Genomic DNA, 23110 nt, shown 5'->3' on the forward strand with positions numbered 1-23110 from the left:
AAGGGGGGTGAGGGAGGTGGGTTTTAAAAGTAAGTGAATTTTCTAACTAACTTTAATCCTTGGCAGGCGTTGGCAACAATAACCGCGGAAAATACCCACGTGTGGTTACAAAGTTGTTGGCGCAGCCTGGAACTTCGCTGTAGTGTTATCGCAGTTATAACTCTAGGTAAAGGAAGCTTCGTGTCTCTCAACGAATCTGCTGCAGCAGCAATCAAGAAGAAGGTGACTCTGCTCGACGAGTCCTCCGCCCGCTTTGCGGTACGTGCGATCTTGGCCGGCGTCTATCTTGCAATCGGTACCGGTTTCGCGGCCGTCGTAGGCCAGGCCGTCGACAAGCATGCAAAGGGCCTGGGTGCACCCGTCTTCGCCATGCTTTTCGGCCTTGGACTTTTCGCCATCGTAATCCTCGGCGCGGAGCTTGCTACCGGCAGCATGATGTACGCGGTCTACGGTGCCATCAATAAACAGGTGGGCTGGGGCAAGGGCTTTTGGCTGCTCGTTGTCACCACGTTCTTCAACTTTGTTGGTGCCGTACTCTTTGCCGCTGCCATGGGTGTTTCCGCGAAGCTGGGGCACATCGACCCATCGCACCTCATCGCAACGCTGTCCATGGGCAAACTGGAAAAGGGCCCAGGCGGCCTGCTGGTTGAGGGCATCCTCGCAAACTTCGTGGTCAACATGGCCATCGTCGGTGCTGTCTTTGCCAAGGACATCGTCTCGAAGTTCTTCGTCATCGTGCCGATCATCGCCTGCTTCGTGGGCCTTAGCCTCGAGCACGTCATCGCAAACTTCTGCTTGATGACGCTGACCTTCTTCTGCTCTAACCCATTGCCGGATGGCTTTACCCTGGGCGCTGTTCTCACCAACTGGTCGCTGGTTTGGGTGGGCAACGTCATCGGCGGCGGCTTCCTCATCGGCGGCGTTTACGCCTGGCTCAACAAGGGCCCGGAAGCCTACCGCGACTAACGCTTTAGAGTTCCCGAATAGAGGTTGAAACGGTCAGGACGGGCAAAGCCCACCAGCGTCATGCCTGTCTCGCGGGCGGTCTCCACAGCGAGGGAGGATGCCGCGCTAACAGCAACGAGCATACCGAACCCGGCCATGGCCGCCTTCTGCACTAGCTCAAAGCTAGCGCGGGAGCTCATGACCAAAATAAGGTCATCAGCGGGCAGGCGATTTTCCATTAAGAGGTGGCCTATTACTTTGTCGGCCGCGTTATGCCTGCCGATGTCTTCGCGCACCACTACCGGCTGGCCGTCCAAGGTAAAGGCGCCGGCCGCATGAATGCCGCCGGTCTTGCGGAAGAGCTTTTGCTCAGTGCGCAATGCATCGGGCAGCTTCGCAATCACAGCCGGGTCCACGGGAATTTCCGGGATGTCGTAGCGCGAGCGTTTTTGTAACTCGTCAATCGAGCTCGTTCCGCACACACCACACGCGGAGTTGGTGAGCGTAAGACGCAGATCCTTTAGCCCAATGACATTCTTCTGGGCCAGATCGATATCCAGCAGGTTATAGGTGTTCATACCGTCCACGGTGGAGCCAGCGCAGTAGCGGGCTTCGGAGACGTCGGCAAGCGCGGCAATATGGCCCTCAGAATGCAAAAAGCCATGAGCTAGCTCAATATCATGGCCCGGAGTGCGCATGGTGGTGGTCAAGGTCTGCCCGCCGACGCGAATCTCCAGCGGCTCCTCGCCAGTGACGATGTCGGCGCGGGTATCCACCTGGGTTACCTCCGTGCCATCCAAGTGAACCTTGGTAACAGCAAAGGACTTTGTTGCCCGGCCCGCCACTAGTTCAGCTCCGTCCGCAGTTTGGCGATGTTCGCGCGCGCCTCGTCCGAGTCCCGCGAGGCCAAACCAACCAAATATGCCGTCAGGGGAGCGGCCGGGCGCGAGGTGCTGTGTGCGACGTCGCGGGTAAGATCGAGCAGCTCACGGGTCAAGGCAGTGGCATCTTGCTTGTCGACGCCGATTAGTTCTGCCGCTTCCTCCAACCACTGGTGGGCGGAGTGGATAGGGTCATTTTCTGCAGTCATGACGGCCACTCTAGTCCTCGAGGGTGACATGCAGCTTCGACGCTAAAAAAGATTTGGAAAACTGCAGGTTAGCGGGTAGTGTTGCAGTTCAGACTCACGTCGAGGCTGTAGTGTGACCAGATGGCAAATGAAATCTAGCCCTACAAGCTGCAGAAACGTAGAGCCTGAATCAAGAACTGAACATCATCAACTTTGTTGTAGGCCCCCCGCCGTTTTCGGCGGCCCGTTGTATGTATCAAAGGGTGGCGAGCGCCTTGCGGTATTGACCGTGAGGAGCGTGAGTAGCCCGAAATCACACGGAAAACGCTTTGGTGGGTACGGGAACCGCAACGAGAAAGGTAACGGTCACTCACATGACCATGACTGATCCTATCGCCGACATGCTGTCGCGCGTGCGCAACGCAAGCCATGCGCACCACGACACCGTGTCGATGCCGACCTCCAAGATCAAGGCAAACATCGCCGACATCTTGAAGCAGGAAGGCTACATCGCTGACTACTCCGTTGAGGGCCGCGAGCTCGAGCTCACCCTCAAGTACAACAACCGTGAGCGCTCCATCTCTGGTCTGCGTCGCGTGTCTAAGCCGGGTCTGCGTGTGTACGCAAAGTCCACCAATCTGCCGAAGGTCCTTGGCGGCCTGGGCGTGGCTATCATCTCCACGTCTCAGGGTCTGCTGACCGACCGTCAGGCTCAGGAGAAGGGCGTAGGCGGAGAAGTTCTCGCCTACGTCTGGTAAGGGAGGATTGACACATGTCTCGTATCGGTCTAGCACCAATCGCCGTACCATCCGGCGTTGAAATCAAGGTAAACGGCCAGGAGGTCGAGGTTAAGGGTTCCAAGGGTACCCAGACCGTCGTTCTGCCAGAGCCAATCACCATCGCAGTCGAGGATTCCGTAATCACGGTTTCCCGTCCAGATGATGACCGCAAGAACCGCGCTCTGCACGGCCTGTCTCGCTCTCTCGTCAACAACGCAGTTATTGGCGTGACCGAGGGCTACACCATCAAGATGGAAATCTTCGGTGTCGGCTACCGTGTTCAGCAGAAGGGTAGCGACCTCGAGTTTTCTCTGGGTTACTCCCACCCGATCCTCATCAAGGCTCCGGAGGGCATCACCTTCGCTGTGGATGGCGCAACCAAGCTCTCCGTATCTGGTATTGACAAGCAAAAGGTCGGACAGGTCGCCGCTAACATTCGCCGCCTGCGTAAGGACGATCCTTACAAGGGCAAGGGCATTCGTTACGAAGGCGAGCAGGTCCGCCGCAAGGTCGGAAAGACGGGTAAGTAAGCAATGGCTAACACTGAAAACGCAAAGCGCACCCCAATCGGCAAGGACATCTCCTCCCGCCGTCGCGAAGCACGCGCACGCCGTCACTTCCGCATCCGTAAGACCCTGCGCGGCACCCCTGAGGCACCGCGTCTGGTCGTTCACCGCTCTTCCCGCCACATGCACGTCCAGGTCATCGACGACCTGGCTGGCCACACCTTGGTCGCAGCTTCCTCCATGGAAGCTGACGTTCGTGCACTCGAGGGCGACAAGAAGGCAAAGGCCGCAAAGGTTGGCGCCTTGATCGCTGAGCGCGCCAAGGCTGCTGGCATCGAGGCAGTTGTCTTCGACCGTGCTGGCTACAAGTACCACGGTCGCGTTGCCGCTCTCGCAGAGGCAGCTCGTGAAGGTGGTCTGAAGTTCTAATGATCATGGCAAACGGAAACATCAACGGAAGGAACGCCTAATGTCGGACCGTGAAAAGCGTGACGGCGGACGCTCCGCCGAGAACGGTCGTAATAACGACCGCAACAATGGCGGTCGTCGCAACGATCGTCGTAATCAGCAGGACAACGAGCGCGATAAGTACATCGAGCGCGTAGTCACCATCAACCGCGTCTCCAAGACCGTTAAGGGTGGCCGCAACATGTCCTTTACCGCTCTCGTCGTCGTTGGCGATGGCCAAGGCATGGTTGGCGTTGGCTACGGCAAGGCTAAGGAAGTCCCTGCCGCAATTCAGAAGGGTGCAGAAGAGGCTCGCAAGAACTTCTTCCGCGTCCCGATGATCGCCGGCACCATCACCCACCCGGTCGAGGGTCGCGACGCAGCTGGCATCGTCATGATGAAGCCTGCCGCACCTGGTACCGGTGTTATTGCCGGTGGTGCTGCACGTCCGGTGCTCGAGTGCGCTGGTGTGCAGGACATTCTGTCGAAGTCCCTCGGCTCCGACAACGCCCTCAACGTCGTCCGCGCTACCGTGGACGGCCTCAAGCAGCTGGTTCGCCCTGAAGAGGTTGCCGCACGTCGTGGCAAGTCCCTCGAAGAGGTTGCTCCGGCCCAGATGCTGCGTAAGCGCGCAGGTCAGGAGGCATAAGCAATGGCTCTGAAGATTACTCAGGTAAAGGGCCTGGTGGGTACCAAGCCGAATCACCGCAAGAACATTGAGGCTCTCGGCCTCAAGAAGATCGGCCAGTCTGTTGTAAAGCAGGACACCCCGATCATCCGCGGCATGGTTCAGAAGGTACGCCACCTGGTCACCGTCGAAGAAGTGGCAGGGGAGTAAACCATGGCTGATATCATCAAGCTGCACGACCTGCGCCCATCCGCAGGAGCAAACAAGCCTAAGACCCGCGTCGGCCGCGGTGAGGCTTCCAAGGGTAAGACCGCTGGTCGCGGTACCAAGGGCACCAAGGCTCGTAAGCAGGTTTCCGCTGCTTTCGAGGGTGGCCAGATGCCGATCCACATGCGTCTGCCGAAGCTGAAGGGCTTCAAGAACCCGAACCACGTTGAGTACCAAGTAGTCAACGTTGCAGACCTCGCAGAGGCATTCGCTAACGGTGGCGACGTCACCGTTGCAGATCTCGTCTCCGCAGGCCTGGTTCGTAAGAACCAGCCGGTCAAGGTTCTGGGCAACGGCGACATCAACGTCAAGCTGAATGTCACCGCTGACAAGTTCTCTAAGTCCGCTGTTGAGAAGATTGAGGCTGCTGGCGGCACCGCCACCGCAACCAAGTAATCAACTGCGTTACTTAAAGCATTAAAGCGCCCGCTTTCCCGAGTGATCGGGAGGCGGGCGCTTTCCTTATTAGTTGGCTGGCAATCCTTACCTTAAATGTGGCTAAATAGCGCGTGGCTGGTAGGCTTGCATGGTCATAAGTGTTCAACCTTCCCCATGTTAGGGGACAGATGAGTTCCACCTCCGAGCGTTGTCACCTATTTTCCCTTAAATGTTGATAGCGCCGGAAGGCCAGGAGGATTTTGTAGTGTCCGCCATTTTGCAGGCTTTTAAGGACGCCGACCTGCGTAAGAAGATCATCTTCACTATCTTGATGATTATTGCTTACCGCATTGGCGCCCAGATTCCATCCCCGGGCGTTGATTACGCTTCGATCTCCGGTCGTTTGCGTTCTCTGACGGAGGAGTCCGGCAATCTGTATTCCGTGATTAACCTGTTTTCAGGTGGCGCGCTTTTGCAGTTGTCTATCTTCGCCATCGGCATCATGCCGTATATTACGGCTTCGATCATCGTCCAGCTGCTGACCGTTGTCATCCCGCACTTTGAGCAGCTGAAGAAGGAAGGCCAGTCCGGTCAGGCCAAGATGACGCAGTACACGCGTTACCTCACGCTCGCGCTGGCGTTGCTGCAGTCTTCCGGCATCGTGGCCCTGGCGGACCGCGAGCAGCTGCTGGGCCAGGGCGTTCCGGTTCTGGCTGAAGACCGTAACTTCTTTACCCTTATCGTTCTGGTCATCACCATGACCGCGGGCGCCATCCTCGTTATGTGGATGGGCGAGCTCATTACTGAAAAGGGCATCGGCAACGGCATGTCCCTGATGATCTTCGCCGGCATTGCAACGCGCTTGCCTACCGACGGCGTGGGCATCATGCAGAACAACGGCGGTCTGGTCTTCGCCATGGTCGCCGCGGGTCTTATCGTGTTGGTCGTTGGCATTACCTTTATCGAGCAGGGCCAGCGCCGCATCCCAGTACAGTACGCAAAGCGCATGGTTGGTCGCCGCCAGTACGGTGGCTCCTCCACCTACCTGCCGCTGAAGGTCAACCAGGCCGGCGTTATCCCGGTTATCTTTGCGTCCTCGCTTATCTATATGCCGGTGCTTATCACCCAGATCGTTAACTCTGGTTCCGGTAACGTGCCGGATAACTGGTGGCAGCGTAACGTGATTGCGCACCTGCAGTCCCCGAGCTCCTGGCAGTACATCGTCTTGTACTTCGTGCTGACCATCTTCTTCTCTTACTTCTATGTCTCGGTGCAGTATGACCCTGCCGAGCAGGCAGACAACATGAAGAAGTATGGTGGTTTCATCCCGGGTATTCGTCCGGGCCGCCCAACCGCACAGTACCTCGGCTTCGTAATGAACCGTCTGCTGTTCGTAGGCTCCCTATACCTTGCGTTGATCGCTATTCTGCCGAATATCCTGCTGGATCTCGGCGTTGGCCATTCTTCCGCAAACGGCACCTCCGCTTTCGGCGGTACCGCTATTCTGATTATGGTCTCGGTTGCTCTGACTACCGTCAAGCAGATTGAGTCCCAGCTCCTACAATCCAACTACGAAGGACTTCTCAAGTAATGCGTTACGTACTCCTCGGCCCTCCCGGTGCCGGCAAAGGCACCCAAGCAGCAATCCTGAGCGAGAAGCTGTCTGTTCCGCACATCTCCACCGGTGACCTGTTCCGCGCCAACATTGGTGAGGGCACCCCGCTGGGCGTTGAGGCAAAGTCCTACATTGATGCCGGCAAGCTCGTTCCAACCGACGTCACCGCGCGCATGGTTGAAGATCGCCTTAACCAGGACGACGCTGCAAACGGCTTCCTGCTGGACGGCTTCCCACGCACCGTGGAGCAGGCTGGCATTCTGGCCGAGCTGCTCGAGAAGAAGGGCGTCAAGCTCGACGGAGTTATCAACTTCGAGGTTTCCGAGGACGTCGTCGTCGAGCGCATGCTGGCCCGTGGCCGCGCTGATGACAACGAGGAGACCATCCGCACCCGACTCGGCGTCTACCGCGACGAGACTTTCCCGCTCATCCAGCACTACGGCGATGAAATCATCAACGTCAAGGCTGAGGGCACCGTTGAGGAAATCAACGAGCGTACCCTGAAGGCTATGGGCAAGTAATACGCCATGGGATTTAGACGCCGCAGCAAAACCATTCCCGCACGCACCCCAGGTGAACTGGACGCGATGCAGGCCGCCGGAGAAATCGTCGGCAAAGCATTGCAAGCCGTGCGCGCCGCTGCGGCGTCTGGCGTATCTACGCTCGAGCTCGATGAAGTAGCCGAGCAAACAATCAGGGACTTGGGCGCTACCCCTACCTTCAAGGGATACGAGGGCTTCCCGGGTTCCATATGTGCCTCCGTCAACGATGTCATCGTGCACGGCATTCCGGGCAAAGACATCGTGTTGGCGGAAGGTGACTTGGTCTCCATCGACTGCGGCGCAACGCTCGACGGTTGGGTAGGAGACAGCGCGTGGACCTTCGGCGTGGGCAAGCTGGCCCCCGAAGCAACCGCGCTTAACGACGCCACGGCATGGGTTTTGGCTGAAGGGCTCAAGGCGATGGTCCCGGGCAACCGCTTGACGGATGTTTCGCACGCTCTTGAGCAAGCAACCTACCGCGCTGAAGATAAGTTCGGCGTTGATCTTTTCATTGTGGATGGCTACGGCGGCCACGGCATTGGCCACACCATGCACGAAGAACCTTATCTCGCGAACGAAGGAAAGCCGGGCCGCGGTCCGCTCATTCAAGAAGGTTCCGTTCTCGCGATTGAGCCGATGCTTACCCTGGGTACGGAAGATAACGCCGTGCTTGACGACGATTGGACTGTGGTCACCCTTGACGGCAGCCTCGCCGCTCACTGGGAACACACCGTAGCCGCGACCGCTAACGGCCCGCGAATCCTTACTCCTCGCTATTAGCCTTAATCCTTCCTATTAACCTGTCCCATTGCGAGAGCCTGCAGCTGGAAGGTTGAAATCGCCGGGGGAGGACTAGGGTCACGTCGAGTATGCGGATTCCATGTGAGGGTCTATACTCGTTGCCATGTCTAAAATTCGCCCCCGCAACGTGTCCTCTAAGGCACGTCGTGCCCTAGTTGCCCCTATGACCGCCGGCGTCATGACCGTCTCCGTTCTGGCAGGCGCCCCAGCTGCTTCCGCACAGACCGTTCCTTCCATTGAGTCCATGAGCTCCGATGCGCAGGCACAGATTGATGCCCTGACCGCGGACGCCCGCGCACAGATCGATAACTTCGTCGGTCAGTCCCGCGAGCAGGCTTGGAACACCCGTAATCAGATTCTGGATCAGGTCAAGGTTTTAAACCCTGCTGCGGCAGACGCTATTCAGCCGGCAGTTGACGCTGCAGTCAACGCTATCTTCCCAGGACTGATTGACCAGAAGAACGCGGAAGCACGTGCGGCACGTGAGGCACAGGAGCGTGCGCACGCAGAGCAGGTTGCACGCGAACATGCTGCGGCTGAGGCGGCTGCACGTGAGGCCGAAGCACAGCGCAAGCGCAACGAGTTTGACCGCGGCCCTTGCCCGGCGGATGCACGCGTCTGCGTTGACCTGAACGGCAAGCGCACCTGGCTGCAGGACAACGGCAACGTTTCTTACGTAGCATCTGCGATGTCTGCTGGCATGGCAGGTCAGGAAACCCCGCGCGGCACTTTCTACATCAACCGCAAGATCAAAGACGAGATCTCCCGCGAGTTCGGTAACGCGCCGATGCCTTACTCCATGTACTTCACCAACTCCGGCCACGCCTTCCACGAGGGTTCCCCGGCTTACGAGTCCAACGGCTGCATCCACCTGTCGCATCAGGATGCTGTTCGCTTCTGGAATGATGTGCCAGTCGGCTCCAAGGTTTTCATCTACTAAGCATCCAAAGCGCAGACGCTTTTAATCTTTTCAAAGAGAATTCTCCCCGTGGAAGATAGTTCCCCGGGGAGAATTTTTTGCTTTATTGCCGCCTTGGCGCGTGTCGCTAAGAGTGCGCAGGTAGAGGAGTTTGTTTATTGCTCGCACGCAGCGTATGCTAGAGCGCTGGTGTATGTTTGCGGTCTTATTTACCGCGACGTCGCCAAGCAGTAGACACCAAACATGCAGGTGACACTCACTTGAAGTCACCTAGAAAAGTAGAGGTTATGGCTAAGGAAGGCGCAATCGAGGTCGAGGGTCGTATTATCGAGCCTTTGCCAAACGCAATGTTCCGCGTCGAGCTCGACAACGGACACAAGGTTCTTGCACACATTTCTGGCAAGATGCGTCAGCACTACATTCGCATCCTCCCAGAGGATCGCGTGGTTGTAGAGCTGTCCCCTTATGACCTAACCCGCGGACGCATCGTCTACCGCTACAAGTAAACACTGTAAGCCTCCTTACCCTCTGACATAGCGGCGCTATGTCTAGCCCACCTCAGGCTGCGATGGCCTGAGCCCGCACTGGTAAGTAGCCCACAGATCCGGCATCGGTCCGGGCGAAGTGCTGCATGGAGCGGGGCGGATAGGGAGAAAACCATCGTAACAACCCGAAAGGACACGCCACATGGCACGTCTAGCTGGTGTTGACCTTCCACGCAACAAGCGTATGGAGGTCGCTCTCACCTACATCTACGGCATCGGTCCAACCCGTGCCAAGGAATTGCTGGAAAAGACTGGCATTTCTCCTGACCTGCGCACCGACAATCTCGACGATGATCAGCTGTCGGCGCTGCGTGACGTAATCGAAGCTACCTGGAAGGTCGAGGGTGACCTCCGCCGCCAGGTTCAGGCTGACATCCGTCGCAAGATTGAAATTGGTTGCTACCAGGGCATTCGCCACCGCCGTGGCCTGCCGGTTCGTGGTCAGCGCACCAAGACCAACGCTCGTACCCGCAAGGGCCCGAAGAAGACGATCGCAGGAAAGAAGAAGTAATTCATGCCTCCAAAGACTCGCTCCGGCGCGCGTCGTACTGGCCGTCGCGTCGTAAAGAAGAATGTGGCCGCAGGCCACGCGTACATCAAGTCCACCTTCAACAACACCATCGTGTCTATCACTGACCCGTCCGGTGCTGTTATCTCCTGGGCATCCTCCGGCCACGTCGGCTTCAAGGGTTCCCGTAAGTCCACTCCGTTCGCTGCACAGATGGCTGCTGAGAACGCTGCTCGTAAGGCAATGGAGCACGGCATGAAGAAGGTCGACGTATTCGTTAAGGGTCCGGGCTCCGGCCGCGAGACCGCCATCCGTTCCCTGCAGGCTGCAGGCCTCGAGGTTTCCTCGATCACGGATGCAACCCCACAGCCGCACAACGGCTGCCGTCCAACCAAGCGCCGCAAGGTTTAAGGGAAAGGAAGAGGTAAGAAAATGGCTCGTTACACTGGCCCCGCTACCCGCGTATCCCGCCGTCTGCGCGTCGACTTGGTCGGCGGCGACATGGCATTCGAGCGCCGCCCGTACCCACCGGGACAGGCTGGCCGCAACCGCATCAAGGAATCCGAGTACTTGCTGCAGCTGCAGGAGAAGCAGAAGGCTAAGTACACCTACGGTGTTCTTGAGCGTCAGTTCCGTCGTTACTACGCCGAGGCTAACCGCCGCCCGGGCAAGACCGGTGACAACCTGGTCGTTCTGCTCGAGTCCCGCCTCGACAACGTCGTCTACCGCGCTGGCCTGGCAAACACCCGTCGCCAGGCTCGCCAGCTTGTCTCCCACGGTCACTTCACCGTGAACGGCAAGAAGATCAACGTTCCTTCCTTCCAGGTTTCGCAGTACGACATCATCGATGTTCGTGAGCGTTCCCAGAAGATGGAATGGTTCGAAGACGCTCAGGACCGCCTGGTCGATGCCAACGTACCGGCATGGCTGCAGGTTGTTCCTGAGACCCTGCGCATCCTCGTGCACCAGCTGCCCGAGCGCGCTCAGATCGACGTTCCGCTGCAGGAGCAGCTCATCGTCGAGCTTTACTCGAAGTAAACTTAGTAACCGAGTGCCCCGTTTGTGGCATTCGGAGAAGAGTGAATCTTCGAAACCTCAATCTTTACCCCTTCTACCGACGTCAAATAGCGGGCGTCGACAAGGAGATATTCAATGCTCATTTCCCAGCGTCCTCAGCTCACCGAGGAATTCATCGAGCCGTCTCGTTCCAAGTTCGTCATCGAACCGCTCGAGCCGGGCTTTGGTTACACCCTCGGTAACTCCCTTCGTCGTACCCTGCTGTCCTCCATCCCGGGTGCAGCAGTAACTTCCATCAAGATCGATGGTGTTCTCCACGAGTTCACCACCATCAACGGTGTGAAGGAAGACGTCTCTGAGATCATCCTCAACATCAAGGGCTTGGTTCTGTCCTCCGACTCTGACGAGCCGGTTGTTATGTACCTGAGCAAGGAAGGCCCAGGTGTTGTTACCGCGGGCGATATCCAGCCGCCGGCTGGCGTGGAGATCCACAACCCGGATCTGCACATCGCATCCCTGAACGACACCGCCAAGCTGGACATGGAGCTCGTCGTCGAGCGTGGCCGCGGCTACGTTCCAGCAGCACCGACCTCTGGTGAAATCGGACGCATTCCGGTTGACCAGATTTACTCCCCGGTTCTGCAGGTCTCTTACAAGGTCGAGGCAACTCGTGTTGAGCAGCGCACCGACTTTGACAAGCTGATCATCGACGTCGAAACCAAGAACTCGATTTCTGCCCGCGACGCCCTGGCTTCCGCCGGCGGCACCCTGGTCGAGCTCTTCGGCCTGGCTCGCGAGCTGAACAATGCTGCTGAAGGCATCGAGATTGGCCCGTCCCCGCAGGAGACGGAGTACATCGCGGCCTACAGCATGCCTATCGAGGACCTGAGCTTCTCCGTTCGTTCCTACAACTGCCTGAAGCGTCAGGAGATCCACACCGTTGGTGAGCTCGCAGAGTGCACCGAGTCGGACCTGCTGGATATCCGCAACTTCGGTCAGAAGTCGATTAACGAGGTAAAGATCAAGCTGGCTAACCTGGGCCTGGCTCTCAAGGACACCCCTGAGGACTTCGACCCAACCCAGCTTGAGGGTTACGACGCAGAAACCGGTGACTTCAAGGATCCGTCTGCGGACGATTCCGAGTAAAGCACCACACTGACCTGCGGCCCGAGCTTATGCTCGCCGCGCGCTCACTTTATCCGCACACGAGGAGTACATAATGCCAACCCCTAAGAAGGGTGCCCGTCTCGGCGGCTCCGCTACCCAGCAGGCTCACCTGCTGAGCAACCTGGCTGCTAGCCTGTTCGAGCACGGCGCAATCAAGACCACCGATGCGAAGGCGAAGATGCTTCGCCCTTACGCTGAGAAGATCATCACCAAGGCTAAGTCCGGCACCCTTGCTGACCGCCGCGCAGTGCTGAAGCTCATCCCGCACAAGGATGTTGTTGCGCACCTGTTCGACGAGCTGGGCCCGAAGTTCGAAGGCCGTGAGGGTGGCTACACCCGCACCATCAAGCTGGAGAACCGTACCGGCGACAACGCCCCGATGTCCCAGATCTCCCTCGTTCTCGAGGAGACGGTGACCTCCGAGGCAACCCGCGCTACCCGCGCAGCTGCTTCCAAGCAGGCTGAAGAGGCTAAGGTCGAGGAGACCAAGGCTGAAGAGGCTGAGGAAGCAAAGGCAGAGGCAACCGAGGCAGAGGTCGAGGAGACCGCTGCTGAGGAGTCCGAGGAGAAGTAAACTTCTCTCGCCTTAACTAGGCCGCAGTACCACCTTAGGTGGGGCTGCGGCCTTTTGTTATGCTTTCTGGGCTATATGACCCCGACCTGAACGTATACTCTATGACCCCGCTGTTTACTGTGCTGTACGTAATCGGCATCGTCTCCGAGGCGATGACCGCTGCGCTGTCCGCTGGCCGGCAAAAGATGGATCTGTTTGGCGTCATCATGTTGGGCGCTGTCACCGCATTGGGCGGCGGCACGATCCGCGACATGGTGCTGGGCGCCTACCCGTTGACGTGGGTGGCGGAACCGCGGTTCCTCTTGGCCGTGGTGGCCGCCGCCGTCGCCACGGTTTACATGTCCTTCCTCATGCACTATTTCCGGCATGTATTCTTGGCTCTCGACGCCCTAGGTCTTGCGGTATTCAGCGTCCTTGGCGCTCAGAAGGCCTTGGAACATGGCCATGGGTTGGTTATCGCTGCCGTGGCTGCGGTGCTGACCGGTGTCTTTGGCGGTATTTTGCGTGACTTGTTGTCTGACCGTATCCCGCTGGTCTTGTCCGCGGAGCTGTACGCCTCCATTTCTGTTCTTGCAGCCTTTTCTTATGCGGGATTGATGGAGCTGGGGCTCAGCGCCGAGGTCGCTGGCGTCGTGACGGTATGCCTGGCGCTGGCGCTGCGCGTGGCCGCGATTTACTTCGGATGGTCGCTGCCGGTGTTTGAATACCGGGGAGCCGAACAACCCATGGACCCGCGCCTGCGCTTGTCTGCCCGCATTGTTCGGGATGGCGCCCGCAAGGCCAAGCGCAAAGCGGGCCAGGCCAAGGAGAATCTAAAGCACCCCAAGCGGGCTGGCTATGCCGCTTTGAGCAAGCTCGGCGTGAGCAAGAGCGCGAAGGGCCAGCGCGCGTCCCAGGATTGGGAACTCAATCGCGAGTGGAATGCCAACGACTAGGTAGGATCAGCATCCATGACTAACGTTCGCCTTCGCCTAGACCTGGCCTACGACGGCACGGATTTTCATGGCTGGGCCCGCCAGAAGGGCGAGCTGCGTACGGTGCAGCAGGTTCTCGAAGACAATCTTTCGATGATCCTGCGCCATGAGGTCGAACTGACCGTGGCAGGGCGCACGGATGCCGGTGTGCATGCGGCAGGCCAGGTCGCGCACTTCGATATTTCAGCTAGTGCACTCGAACAGCGATCGATTGATGGGGACCCGGTAAAGCTCGTGCGTCGCCTAGCGAAGCTCCTTCCGGAAGACGTTCGCGTACATGACTGCCAGCAAGCACCAGAGGGCTTTGACGCGCGCTTTTCGGCCCTTGAGCGCCACTACGTTTACCGCATCACCACGCATCCGCGCGGGGCATTGCCGACGCGCGCCCGCGACACCGCCGTCTGGCCGAAGCCGGTGGACATCGAGGCAATGCAGCAAGCCGCGGAGCAGTTGGTTGGCTTGCATGACTTCGCCGCCTTTTGTAAGGCAAAGCCGCATGCCACGACAATTCGCGACCTTTTGTCTTTTGAGTGGGTCGATGTATCTACCCCGAGCGAGCCGCAGCTTTATGAAGCCCGCGTGGGCGCCGACGCCTTTTGCTGGTCGATGGTTCGCTCACTCGTGGGTTGCTGCTTGCGGGTAGGCGAGGGCTCCCGGGGAATCGACTTTGCCGCGGAGATGCTCGCTTTGAACTCTCGTTCTTCCCACATTCCGCTAGCGCCGGCAAAGGGGCTGAGCCTGGTCCAGGTGGACTATCCGGCAGATGCTGATTTGGCGGCGCGCGCTGCGCAGACCCGTGACCGTCGCACTGCGGATGAGCTTTCGCTGGGTTAAGCTAACGCGTGGAATGACAAAACTAGGGCAGTAGGGGTGCTGCCTTGTTTGAGGGGGAATTCTGCATGTCACGTCCAATGCCGACGACGAAAGCACAGGTATCCGGGCATAAATTTTTGCAGCGCCGCGTGGAGCATGGCCTGGTACTCGGCGATATTCGCATGATTCATGATCCTTTAGCGAGCCGGCGCCGCGCCCTCATCTTTGGGATCATCGCAGTGTCGTTTCTGGCTATTGGTTCGGGAATGCTCGCGTGGCTCCAGCCCAATCCCAATCCGGGCGATGCACCCATCGTTCGCTCGCAGCAAGGCCAGCTTTTCGTTCTGGTTAATGAGTCCTATCATCCGGTGAGCAATTTGGCCTCCGCGCGCCTTATCGCGGGAGAGCCGGCGGCGCCCCAGGCCATGGGCAATGAGTTCTTGAGCAATGCGCGGCTTGGCACTCCGCTAGGAATTGCCGATGCCCCAGATTACTTGGCTGATCCTGCAACCCCGGCACAAGGCTGGGCGGCCTGTTATGCGGCCGCAGCTGACGAGGACAAAGAAAATCCCACCACGATTGACGGGGAAGGCAGCCGGCCCGGGGAGACTGTGGTACTGGCCAACGCCAAGGTTGAGCACCTCCGCAGTGCGGAGGCGGCGTTGGTTTCCACAGGTGGCAAGGAATGGCTATTGACTTCGGCAGGGCGCGTAGAGCTGCCTTCTGCTGCCTCGACACAGGGCCGCGTGCTGCGCCGCGGCATTGGCGTGCGCGATGATTCCTATGTGTGGCAGATCCCGGAGGATCTGCTGAATGCCTACGCGGAGCTTCCGCCGCTGCGCTTTCCTGAGCAAACCCCGCAGATTTTAGACACCGGCGATGATCTGTGGGTGCGCGTAGGCGCAGGCGATGAGCAGGGTGTTGCCTCGATTACTCCCACGCAGGCAGAGATGCTGGCAGGCATGGGCGCCTCGCGCGAATCGGTCGATGGCGCCGAAGTCGCCGCGCTTTCCGACGCCGCGTTACCCTTCAACCTGCCCGCCAATTCATATGATTTCCTGTCTCCAGGTCGTGGTTGGCTCTGCGCGGATGAGCGGGGCGGAACGGTCTTTAGCCCCGCGGTTGAGGCTACTGTGTCTATTGCCGGCAAGGCCACTGCTGATCGGTTCGCTGGCTTGGAAGCTGGCGGTGTAGGCATAGACAGCGGCCACGGTTTCCATGTGGTTTCGGCGACGGGTATCAGGCACTCCGTGGCACAAGGTGCACTGGTCGAAGCACTGGGCACGACCACGCAGGCAAAAGTCCCGTGGGAAATCTTGCGGTTGCTGCCGGAGGGCTCGCCTCTAGACCGCGAAAGCGCCTTGGCGAGCCAGGGCGGCGATGAGGGAACCGAGTAGAGCGCCAGCTTCTAATTTCTAGTGCTGCTTGGCGCGCCGCAGCGTTGCGGCGATAACGCCAGCAAGGCCGAGCAGGCCAAGCAAAGTCATAAGCCGGGTTGGTGCCTGGCTGCGATGCACGGCAGCTGGGTAGACGGTGACTGTCTTTTCTTCGTCTTCTGCCTCAGCGTTTTTGTCATCGTCTTGTGACCGGTGAATGGTGAGGGCTTGCAGCGGATCGATGAAGCCGTGGCCTGGCTCGGCGGCGGCATAGATACGCTCGCGCAGCTGCGCCGCTGAATCGTGCGGATAGCGTTGGGCGAGTAGTGCCACGGTTCCCGTGACCACTGGCGCTGCAAAAGAAGTGCCGTGGAACGCGGCAGTCTGCTTGCCATCGGTGCTTTTGGCTTCTGCCCACTGATTACCCGGTGCAAGGGCGAGCGGGACGTGGCCTTCGGCGCTTAGCTCTGGTGCTCCATTGCGGGCAGGGATGGAATAGTCCGCGACCTCGTGCGCGGTAGAAAGCGCGCCCACTGCGAGAACGGTATCCGCATGTGCTGGATAGACGGTGTCTTCTTTGGTGCATCCATCGGAAGAAGCATTGCCCGATGCCGCAACGATGACCGTTCCTTCGTGCTCTGCGCGTTGGAGCGCGGCGTCGAGATCGCGAGTGTCGACGCGGTCCGCGGCGTCGCTTGGAATGCAGGAAACCACCGAGATGTTGATGACCTTGGCCTGTTCATCCAAGGCGCGGTTTAATGCGGCGGCCAAAGTCTCCAGCGTGCCGGAGGTACTTTCTGAGTCGGCAGCGCGGTGCCGATAGTGCGCGCTGGTTTGCCGGATGGATAAAATCTCCGCCCGCGGCGCAATGCCGATGTCATAGCCTGCGATGACGCCCGCAACCGCGGTGCCATGTACATCGCAGTCCCGCAAAGGATCTGGTTCTTCGGGCGTGACAAAGTCATCCACGCCGCGCAAAGCACGCAGCTGCGGGTGTGGGCTGACACCAGTATCGATGACGGCAACTTTGATTCCCTCGCCCGTGGCAAAGGAATGCAACCGCGCCCGATATGCGCTTTGCTCCGCTGAGGTATCCGGTGACTGCGCTGCGGCAATCGGCTGTGCACAGGCGACGTCGGGTTCACGCGCCGACGCTAGGGTCGGCGCGGTAAATGCAGAAATTGCTGCTGCCGAGGGAAATCCCGCTAGCAGTAGTGCGGCGAGCTTTTTCTGGACGTTTTTTGACTTCACCATGCTGGACCTATCCCAGTCCGCGGATGAGGAAGAACAAGCCTGCCACATGCGCGGCGAGCGGCAAGCACGCGGCCACCGCGATGGTTTCGGCGCGTTCGTACCAGGCAATCGTGGTGGGCTCAGCCGCTGCAACCTTGTGCGACCACAGTGGGGTAGAGGCCATCGCCGCCACAATGATGAACCCAAGCACACTCATCACCCACAGGCTCCACGGAGCTGGGTGAGCAAGCTCTTGCCAACCCCGGCCCACTAGCACCACAGCGGCGGTAGCAGCCGTCAGCGCACACGTGGAAAGCGCCCAACTGGAGACCACCCGGGCGTGCCGCACAGAATGCAATACCGTAGCACCGGCTAAGGCCAGGCATAAAAGCTGTGCGAATAATGCGGCTATGGCGTCCGAACGGCTCAACGGCATTCCTGCTACAACCATGAGGCTGGGAATGCCGGCGATAGCTGCGCCGATGCAGATGCCCTCATATGCAAGCCCGGCGCGCTGTGCCCGCGCATCGACGTCGCTTTGTACCGAGTCGGAGACGTTGAGGCTTTGCCCAGCGGTGGGAAGTTGCGGGACCTTGAGCCCTGCTAAATGGGTGGACAGTGAGGCGGCGTTCGCCAAGGCAAAGACCATGGCCAGCAACAAACACGCAGCACCGGCAGCAGGTACAACTTCGGGGGCTGTGGGACCAGCGAGTCCGGCGGACTGCGCGCCGGGTAGATAGCTGCCGGCCGCGCCAATTGCGAAAAGCATCGTGGCGGAGATCGTCAACATGGCCAGTCGGGTTCCGCCGAGTCGCGCCATATGGCAGGCGCATAAAGCTAGAAGTGCGCCGGCGCAGGCGGCCCATATTCCCCACGGCATTTCATCTTGAGCAGGCGCAACAAAAAGCCAGCCCGCTGTACTAGCAGCGAGGATGAAAAGGCTCGTTATAAGCGTCGAACGCGTCCATAGCGCGAGGGCGAATGCGCCAAGGGCACACGCAGCTGCCGCCGCTGCGAGACCTGCGAGTGCCGCGATGATGCAGCTGGCGCCGAGCAAACCACAACTTGCCCACAGCGTGGCAGTGCGCGCGGGTTTAGCATCGGCGGCATCGTGTGCAAGTGCTTCTGCCGCATCGCGCACGATGGGCGCAGGCTTGTCAGTGACTTGCTCGATGAGAAGCAGACTGCCATCGTGCAGTGGCGTGCGCTCCAGAGCCGTGCTCAGCGCAATGGCCTTTCCACCAGCGGTGCTGGCTTGGAGCGGGACGGTGAAGATAGGGGCGTCGACAAGCAGCAAAAGCTCGCCCAATGCCTCCCCGATACTGACGTTTAAGGGCAAACAAACGTCAGCCTCTTTGCGGAATTCACCGATGTTGAATCGAACCGTAAGCCGCACAGATTGTGTGGGCGCGATGCTTGGCGCATGCCTCATGTGCAAAAATCCTCCCCCGAGAATCCTGAAGGCGCCAAAATTATTGGCTTTTGCCTTCTCCCCCTTGCCTATAGGCACACATTGTGGCTTACTAGTGGCAACGTGTCCACCGCAGTCAGCATTTTGGTGTCTGCGTGTTTGGCCACGAAGGTAGCTGGGGTGCTGCCTCGTGGTTTAGATAGGCAGGAAAAGCGTGTGGGCGCGGCACAAAAATCGGAGGGATTTTATTGGGGGAATGATGTTCATTCTTGGGCTTTCGCGCGAGAAAATTGTCGAACCTTTAGACAGCGCACTTCGCGAGCCGGCTCCGCCGCTTCCGCAGGCAGGCATTGATGCAGAGCCAGTTCCGGAGGCCGTACGTCCGCAGCCTATGCCGCTGCTTAGGCTGCTCATGCCGATTGTCATGGTGGCCGCAATGCTGGGCATGGTCGCTCTCATGGTGTTGGGAGCAGGGCCTAGCCGCCGCATTAGCCCGATGAGCTTGATGTTCCCGCTCATGATGCTGGCCTCTGTGTTCATGATGATAAATCCGCAGGGTGGCTCCCAGGATCCGGATGAGACGCGGCGGACTTACTTGCGGCATTTGAAAGCGCTGCGGGAGAAGGTTCTTGAGGTCTCTGCCGCGCAGCGCGCGCATGAGGAACATCGCAACCCAGCGCCGGCTCAGGTCGCGGCGTTGGTGGGAAGCTACCGGATGTGGGAGCGCAATGCCGATGCCCCGGATGCATTGGAGGTGCGGGTAGGAACTGGCCCGATGTCGTTGTGCGTGCTTATCAACGTGCCGGACTCAGGAGCTACGGAAGACCTTGACCCAGTCTGTGCGGTCAGCGTGCGCCATACGGTCAATGCTTTGCGCACGTTGGCGCAGATGCCGGTGGTCATACAGATTCAGGCTTTCAATTACCTGGGGCTTAGCGGAGAAAATGCCGCTGGGGTAGCGCGCGCTATGGTGACGCATTTGGCTGTGGCACATGGCCCGGAAACGCTGGGAATTGAGGTTTATCCGCAAGCCAGTGGGCAGTGGGAATGGGTGAAGTGGTTGCCCCATGCACGTGCACCGAAAAAGGCGCGCTTTCGCATCGTGCTTGTCGACGCCACCGCAATCCCACCGCATGAGGACCTTTGGGCAAAAGAGGAAATAACGGCCTATATCTGTGTAGGAGTGCAACGCTTTACGCCGCTTGGTCAAAGGGCCGAAGAAGACGGCATCTTCTTGGTGGCCGATGAAAAGCTACAGGTAGTAACCGCCGCCGGGGAGGAAGTTCTCGGTGTGCCGGACACGGTTTCGGCGCCCGATGTTTTATTGCTTGCCCGAAATTTAGCGCGCTTTCGCAGGCCAGATTCTTATCGCGGGATTAAGACTCGCAAGCACAAAAATGACCTTCTGGATCTGGTCGGGGTGCGTGATGTGGATGAGCTTGCTGCCAGCGGGATGTGGCATGGCCGCGCCGGGGAGCAGCGGCTGAAAGTGCCGATTGGCTTGGACGAGGCTGGGCAGCCGGTCTTTCTCGATTTGAAAGAATCCGCCCAGGGCGGAATGGGCCCACACGGGCTATGTATCGGCGCCACTGGCAGCGGCAATAGGGAATGTGGGTTTGGGGTACGATAGGGCGTATGACAGCGACTACAGCACAGCGTGCGGCGATTTACGCACGTATTTCGTTGGATAAGCAGGAAGAAGCCGGTGTGAAGCGGCAAATTCACCTCGCCACTAAGCACGCTGAGGCTGACGAGGCTAAGGTGGTCGCCACCTACGTGGACAACAACATCTCCGCCTTCTCTGGCGACCCTCGCCCTGATTACAACAAGCTTATTCACGCCATCGAGAACCGCGAGATTGACGTTGTTTACGTCTACGCACTCGACAGGCTGACCCGTCGCACCAAAGACACACTGGCGCTCTTTGAGTTGTGCGAGAAGCACAACGTCACCGTCAAAGCGAACCGTGGCTACAACATTGACCCTTCAGACCCTGCATCGCGGCTCACTATCGTGATTCTTGGTCTGATTGCTGAGCAGGAGTCTATTGATCGTGCTGCACGTATCCGAGCTGCCTACGAAGACCGGGCCCGGACAGGGCGGCCTAAGACAGGCGGGCGGCGTATGTTCGGCTACGAGGCTGACGCTGAGACCATCATCGACGAAGAGGCCAAGGCTATTCTCGACGCCGCCGCGATGGTCATTGCTGGAAAGACTCTGCGCGAAACCGTGCGCGAGGTCTTTCATGCACGCAGTCTTACTGCGACTTCAGGCAGGCCTATGTCGGCGCCAACGCTGCGAGACATTTTACTCAACCCACGCGTGCGCGGCTTGAGTACGTTCAACCCAACTGACCCGGATACGGGGAAACGTCTTGTTAAAGATCGCAAAATCATTGGTAAAGGCAACTGGTCTGCGATTATCGACGAGGTTACAGGTGAAAAGCTCGATGCAATCTTGCGCGACCCGTCGCGGCGGCTCTCACATAGCGGTAACGCACCGCGCTATTTCCTCGCTTCTGTCCTGACCTGCACCTGCGGAGAACCGATGTATTCGCGTAGTCGGCGGAACAAGGATGGTAAACCTCGTCGTTTCTATACCTGCAAGCGCTCTGAGCCGGGCGGTACCCATGTCTCTATCGGTGCTGAGGTTGATGATCTTATCGAAGCTGTCATTCTTAAACGCATGGAGCAACCTGACGCCGTGGATGCCTTGCGTAAGGCCTTGGCGCCAGAGAACAACACCCTTACCGAACGACTCCTAGAACTTTCAGGACGGCGAAACGCGTTGTTGGCCAAGCGTGAGCAGATTGAAAATTCTGCTATCGATGAAGAGATTGACATGCCAACATTCGTGCGAATGTCAAAGAAAATTGAAGCTCAGATTGCAGGTCTTGATGGAAAAATGCGTGAACTAACGACCAGTCATGCTGCTGACCCCCTTGCTGTAGAACTTGCCGACGTGCCGGACTTTGCCAAATGGTGGGGCGGTGCCTCTGTTGAGGATAAGCGACGGCTGACTCGGCTGCTAATGGAAATTCACATCCTGCCTGGCAAGCCTGGCGCTAAGAAATTCGACCCGTACCGTGTGAAGATCACCTGGCTACAGTAGCTGTCTGTGAAGCGCTTCTACGAGGGAGTGCTGCGAGAGCTGGCAACCAATCTGTCCATGCTCCTCGGGGGCGGCACTGCTCAACCGTAGCGTTTTGGGAAAAATTAGACACAACTCTCGCAGCCTCGCATGTCGAGCGCTGGAAGGAATATCTTAACTGTCCGATATTGTTAATTTCTTAATGGGGTTACGCTGCTACCGTCCACCGCGCCCAGCGCAGCACCGTGGACTGTACCCGCGCCGTTATCGACCACCACGTCGATGGGGCCGGGCTGTATGTGGCGCTGACACGCGGTAAAATCGCCAACCACATCTATGCTGTCACCGAACATCAGCTAGATGAACTTGCTGAGGAAGGCTACTACCACTACCAAGGCATAGACCACACCCCAAGTACTAGGGACGTCTTTAATAAGGCAATTTCGCGCGATACCACCCCGAAGGCCGCACGTGAGGTCATCGCCGAAGTTGTAGACGAGCAAACCTCACCCGATCGCATGATGGGCCTGTGGCTTATGGGCAAAGACGAAGCCACCAACGACTTCATCGACTCCTACCTCCCCGACTGGATCGACACCCTACCCGGCGACCTTGCCCGAAAGATTGAAACCAGTAACGACGGCGCAGAACCAATCCGCCACGGTTGGGCGAAACTCATTGACGCGGGCATTGATCCGCGCACCGTCATGGACGCTGCTACCCGCAATATTGACAACGCCCACGATCCGGCACGTCTTATCCGCTACCGTCTAGATGAACAGCTCCGCCTGCGCGATACCGGAAAGCGCAACCAATTGCCTCCTGTATCTGGTCAGACAGATATAGAACTCGATACGTGGCTGCGCACCCACAACCCTTACGACCGCGCGGAAACTGCTCGCCTTACTGGAAAGGAAGGAAACCTCAACCAGCTCAACCAAACTGTGCTGGCAGAGCACGCACGCTTTGCCCGCTCGAAGGTCGAGTCGCTGACTTGGCAGGAGGCAAGTATTACTACTCGCCTACACGAGGACAAAGACGCAGCCCTCAACGAGGTACAGGCCGACTACCAGCAGATATGCCTTGATGCTGGGCGCATTCGCGCCTACGAGCAGGCCATGGCAGACATTGAGCACCAACGCCTGCTTAAAGAGGACTACACCCGCCCGGTAGCCGAGCGGGCTTACGACCATGACGCTGCAGGCTATGGCACGTACCAACAGCGCATAGACCATGCACATAAGCGTCTTGAACAGGCGCAACAGCGCCGCAGCCTAGCTCAGCAAGCTATTGAAGAGGCCGGATGTAGCTTGCCGGAGACAGGTCTGTGGGATGAAATCTGCTACCGCGCCGACGACACAGAAGAATGGGACAAGCGCCTAAACGCTGCCGCACAACACGACAGCGAGCACGCCCACAATCTTCAACAACGCCTCGATTCGATTCGCCGAGAGAAGACGGACTGGGCTGACCGTGCAGACATCGCCACGCGCTTGCGCGCAGAGG

The 23110-nt window shown here is 58.7% G+C and carries 26 protein-coding genes and 1 pseudogene; 23 read left to right on the forward strand and 4 right to left on the reverse strand.

From position 1 onward, the window contains the following. The first annotated feature begins 180 nt into the window (after positions 1-180). The gene (locus tag HMPREF3155_RS03230) at positions 181-966 is read left to right on the forward strand and encodes a formate/nitrite transporter family protein (RefSeq protein ID WP_070432551.1); all 786 of its coding nucleotides are present in this window, start codon (positions 181-183) and stop codon (positions 964-966) included. Here HMPREF3155_RS03230 and fdhD read toward each other — a convergent pair. Both fdhD and HMPREF3155_RS03240 read right to left on the reverse strand, forming a co-directional pair. After that, positions 963-1790, reverse strand: coding sequence for a formate dehydrogenase accessory sulfurtransferase FdhD (gene fdhD, locus HMPREF3155_RS03235; protein WP_070432552.1), 828 nt, complete (start codon positions 1788-1790; stop codon positions 963-965). The two genes, HMPREF3155_RS03230 and fdhD, sit on opposite strands and share 4 nt — an antisense overlap. Then, positions 1790-2035 carry a DUF6457 domain-containing protein gene (locus HMPREF3155_RS03240; protein WP_061920542.1) on the reverse strand — a complete coding sequence of 82 codons (246 nt, stop codon included), beginning with the start codon at positions 2033-2035 and terminating at the stop codon, positions 1790-1792. The genes fdhD and HMPREF3155_RS03240 overlap by 1 nt, the downstream gene beginning before the upstream one ends. 353 nt (positions 2036-2388) lie before the next feature. Between HMPREF3155_RS03240 and rpsH the strand changes: the two genes are divergently transcribed. The 19 genes from rpsH (at position 2389) to eccB (ending at position 15891) form a co-directional block, all read left to right on the forward strand. After that, entirely contained in the window at positions 2389-2772 is a 384-nt protein-coding gene (rpsH, locus tag HMPREF3155_RS03245) for a 30S ribosomal protein S8 (RefSeq protein ID WP_061920544.1), read from the forward strand. Positions 2773-2786: 14 nt separating this feature from the next. Next, positions 2787-3323, forward strand: a complete 537-nt coding sequence (gene rplF / locus HMPREF3155_RS03250; protein WP_061920547.1) for a 50S ribosomal protein L6 — start codon at positions 2787-2789, stop codon at positions 3321-3323. A 3-nt stretch (positions 3324-3326) separates the two neighbouring features. Then, positions 3327-3728 (forward strand): 50S ribosomal protein L18, encoded by a 402-nt coding sequence (gene rplR / locus HMPREF3155_RS03255; protein WP_061920549.1) that lies wholly within the window; start codon positions 3327-3329, stop codon positions 3726-3728. A 40-nt stretch (positions 3729-3768) separates the two neighbouring features. Continuing rightward, positions 3769-4395, forward strand: coding sequence for a 30S ribosomal protein S5 (gene rpsE, locus HMPREF3155_RS03260; RefSeq protein WP_005527787.1), 627 nt, complete (start codon positions 3769-3771; stop codon positions 4393-4395). Between the two features lie 3 nt (positions 4396-4398). Next, positions 4399-4584 (forward strand): 50S ribosomal protein L30, encoded by a 186-nt coding sequence (gene rpmD, locus HMPREF3155_RS03265; protein WP_061920551.1) that lies wholly within the window; start codon positions 4399-4401, stop codon positions 4582-4584. Between the two features lie 3 nt (positions 4585-4587). Beyond that, positions 4588-5037: a 50S ribosomal protein L15 gene (rplO, locus tag HMPREF3155_RS03270; RefSeq protein ID WP_061920553.1), complete on the forward strand. Its 450-nt coding sequence runs from the start codon at positions 4588-4590 to the stop codon at positions 5035-5037. A 247-nt stretch (positions 5038-5284) separates the two neighbouring features. Beyond that, a complete protein-coding gene (secY, locus tag HMPREF3155_RS03275; RefSeq protein WP_061920555.1) occupies positions 5285-6610 on the forward strand; it encodes a preprotein translocase subunit SecY in 1326 nt (441 codons plus the stop codon). Further along, on the forward strand, positions 6610-7155 hold the full coding sequence (locus tag HMPREF3155_RS03280) for an adenylate kinase (protein ID WP_061920557.1): 546 nt from the start codon (positions 6610-6612) through the stop codon (positions 7153-7155). The genes secY and HMPREF3155_RS03280 overlap by 1 nt, the downstream gene beginning before the upstream one ends. A gap of 6 nt (positions 7156-7161) precedes the next feature. Then, the gene (map, locus tag HMPREF3155_RS03285; protein WP_070432553.1) at positions 7162-7956 is read left to right on the forward strand and encodes a type I methionyl aminopeptidase; all 795 of its coding nucleotides are present in this window, start codon (positions 7162-7164) and stop codon (positions 7954-7956) included. A 124-nt stretch (positions 7957-8080) separates the two neighbouring features. Further along, positions 8081-8917, forward strand: a complete 837-nt coding sequence (locus tag HMPREF3155_RS03290) for a L,D-transpeptidase (RefSeq protein ID WP_070432554.1) — start codon at positions 8081-8083, stop codon at positions 8915-8917. A gap of 266 nt (positions 8918-9183) precedes the next feature. Then, entirely contained in the window at positions 9184-9402 is a 219-nt protein-coding gene (gene infA / locus HMPREF3155_RS03295; RefSeq protein WP_004566852.1) for a translation initiation factor IF-1, read from the forward strand. Between the two features lie 181 nt (positions 9403-9583). Then, positions 9584-9952, forward strand: a complete 369-nt coding sequence (gene rpsM / locus HMPREF3155_RS03300) for a 30S ribosomal protein S13 (RefSeq protein WP_034656519.1) — start codon at positions 9584-9586, stop codon at positions 9950-9952. Between the two features lie 3 nt (positions 9953-9955). Then, the gene (gene rpsK / locus HMPREF3155_RS03305; protein ID WP_034656521.1) at positions 9956-10360 is read left to right on the forward strand and encodes a 30S ribosomal protein S11; all 405 of its coding nucleotides are present in this window, start codon (positions 9956-9958) and stop codon (positions 10358-10360) included. Between the two features lie 21 nt (positions 10361-10381). Then, a complete protein-coding gene (rpsD, locus tag HMPREF3155_RS03310; RefSeq protein ID WP_061920567.1) occupies positions 10382-10987 on the forward strand; it encodes a 30S ribosomal protein S4 in 606 nt (201 codons plus the stop codon). Between the two features lie 114 nt (positions 10988-11101). Further along, complete coding sequence (locus HMPREF3155_RS03315) at positions 11102-12112, forward strand: DNA-directed RNA polymerase subunit alpha (RefSeq protein ID WP_070432555.1); 1011 nt, start codon at positions 11102-11104, stop codon at positions 12110-12112. 73 nt (positions 12113-12185) lie between these two features. Next, positions 12186-12707 (forward strand): 50S ribosomal protein L17, encoded by a 522-nt coding sequence (gene rplQ, locus HMPREF3155_RS03320; RefSeq protein WP_062035859.1) that lies wholly within the window; start codon positions 12186-12188, stop codon positions 12705-12707. Between the two features lie 101 nt (positions 12708-12808). Continuing rightward, a complete protein-coding gene (locus tag HMPREF3155_RS03325) occupies positions 12809-13642 on the forward strand; it encodes a trimeric intracellular cation channel family protein (RefSeq protein WP_070432570.1) in 834 nt (277 codons plus the stop codon). Positions 13643-13657: 15 nt separating this feature from the next. Next, positions 13658-14515 (forward strand): tRNA pseudouridine(38-40) synthase TruA, encoded by an 858-nt coding sequence (gene truA, locus HMPREF3155_RS03330; protein ID WP_070432556.1) that lies wholly within the window; start codon positions 13658-13660, stop codon positions 14513-14515. 65 nt (positions 14516-14580) lie between these two features. Then, the gene (eccB, locus tag HMPREF3155_RS03335) at positions 14581-15891 is read left to right on the forward strand and encodes a type VII secretion protein EccB (RefSeq protein ID WP_070432557.1); all 1311 of its coding nucleotides are present in this window, start codon (positions 14581-14583) and stop codon (positions 15889-15891) included. An 18-nt stretch (positions 15892-15909) separates the two neighbouring features. Here eccB and HMPREF3155_RS03340 read toward each other — a convergent pair whose 3' ends face one another. Together HMPREF3155_RS03340 and eccD are read right to left on the reverse strand one after the other, a co-directional pair. Further along, positions 15910-17124, reverse strand: a complete 1215-nt coding sequence (locus tag HMPREF3155_RS03340) for a S8 family serine peptidase (protein ID WP_062035851.1) — start codon at positions 17122-17124, stop codon at positions 15910-15912. A 7-nt stretch (positions 17125-17131) separates the two neighbouring features. After that, on the reverse strand, positions 17132-18535 hold the full coding sequence (gene eccD, locus HMPREF3155_RS03345) for a type VII secretion integral membrane protein EccD (RefSeq protein WP_070432571.1): 1404 nt from the start codon (positions 18533-18535) through the stop codon (positions 17132-17134). A 235-nt stretch (positions 18536-18770) separates the two neighbouring features. On the opposite strand from eccD, the gene HMPREF3155_RS03350 reads away from it, so the two are divergent. The 3 genes and pseudogenes from HMPREF3155_RS03350 to HMPREF3155_RS03360 all read left to right on the forward strand — a co-directional run. After that, entirely contained in the window at positions 18771-20144 is a 1374-nt protein-coding gene (locus tag HMPREF3155_RS03350) for a cell division protein FtsK (protein WP_246817652.1), read from the forward strand. After that, a complete protein-coding gene (locus HMPREF3155_RS03355; protein ID WP_070432559.1) occupies positions 20123-21625 on the forward strand; it encodes a recombinase family protein in 1503 nt (500 codons plus the stop codon). The genes HMPREF3155_RS03350 and HMPREF3155_RS03355 overlap by 22 nt, the downstream gene beginning before the upstream one ends. A gap of 224 nt (positions 21626-21849) precedes the next feature. After that, positions 21850-23110: pseudogene (locus HMPREF3155_RS03360) on the forward strand (conjugal transfer protein TraA); the annotation flags it as partial.

Origin of the sequence: Corynebacterium sp. HMSC06D04 (assembly GCF_001807315.1) — a bacterium.
Lineage (GTDB): Bacteria > Actinomycetota > Actinomycetes > Mycobacteriales > Mycobacteriaceae > Corynebacterium > Corynebacterium simulans.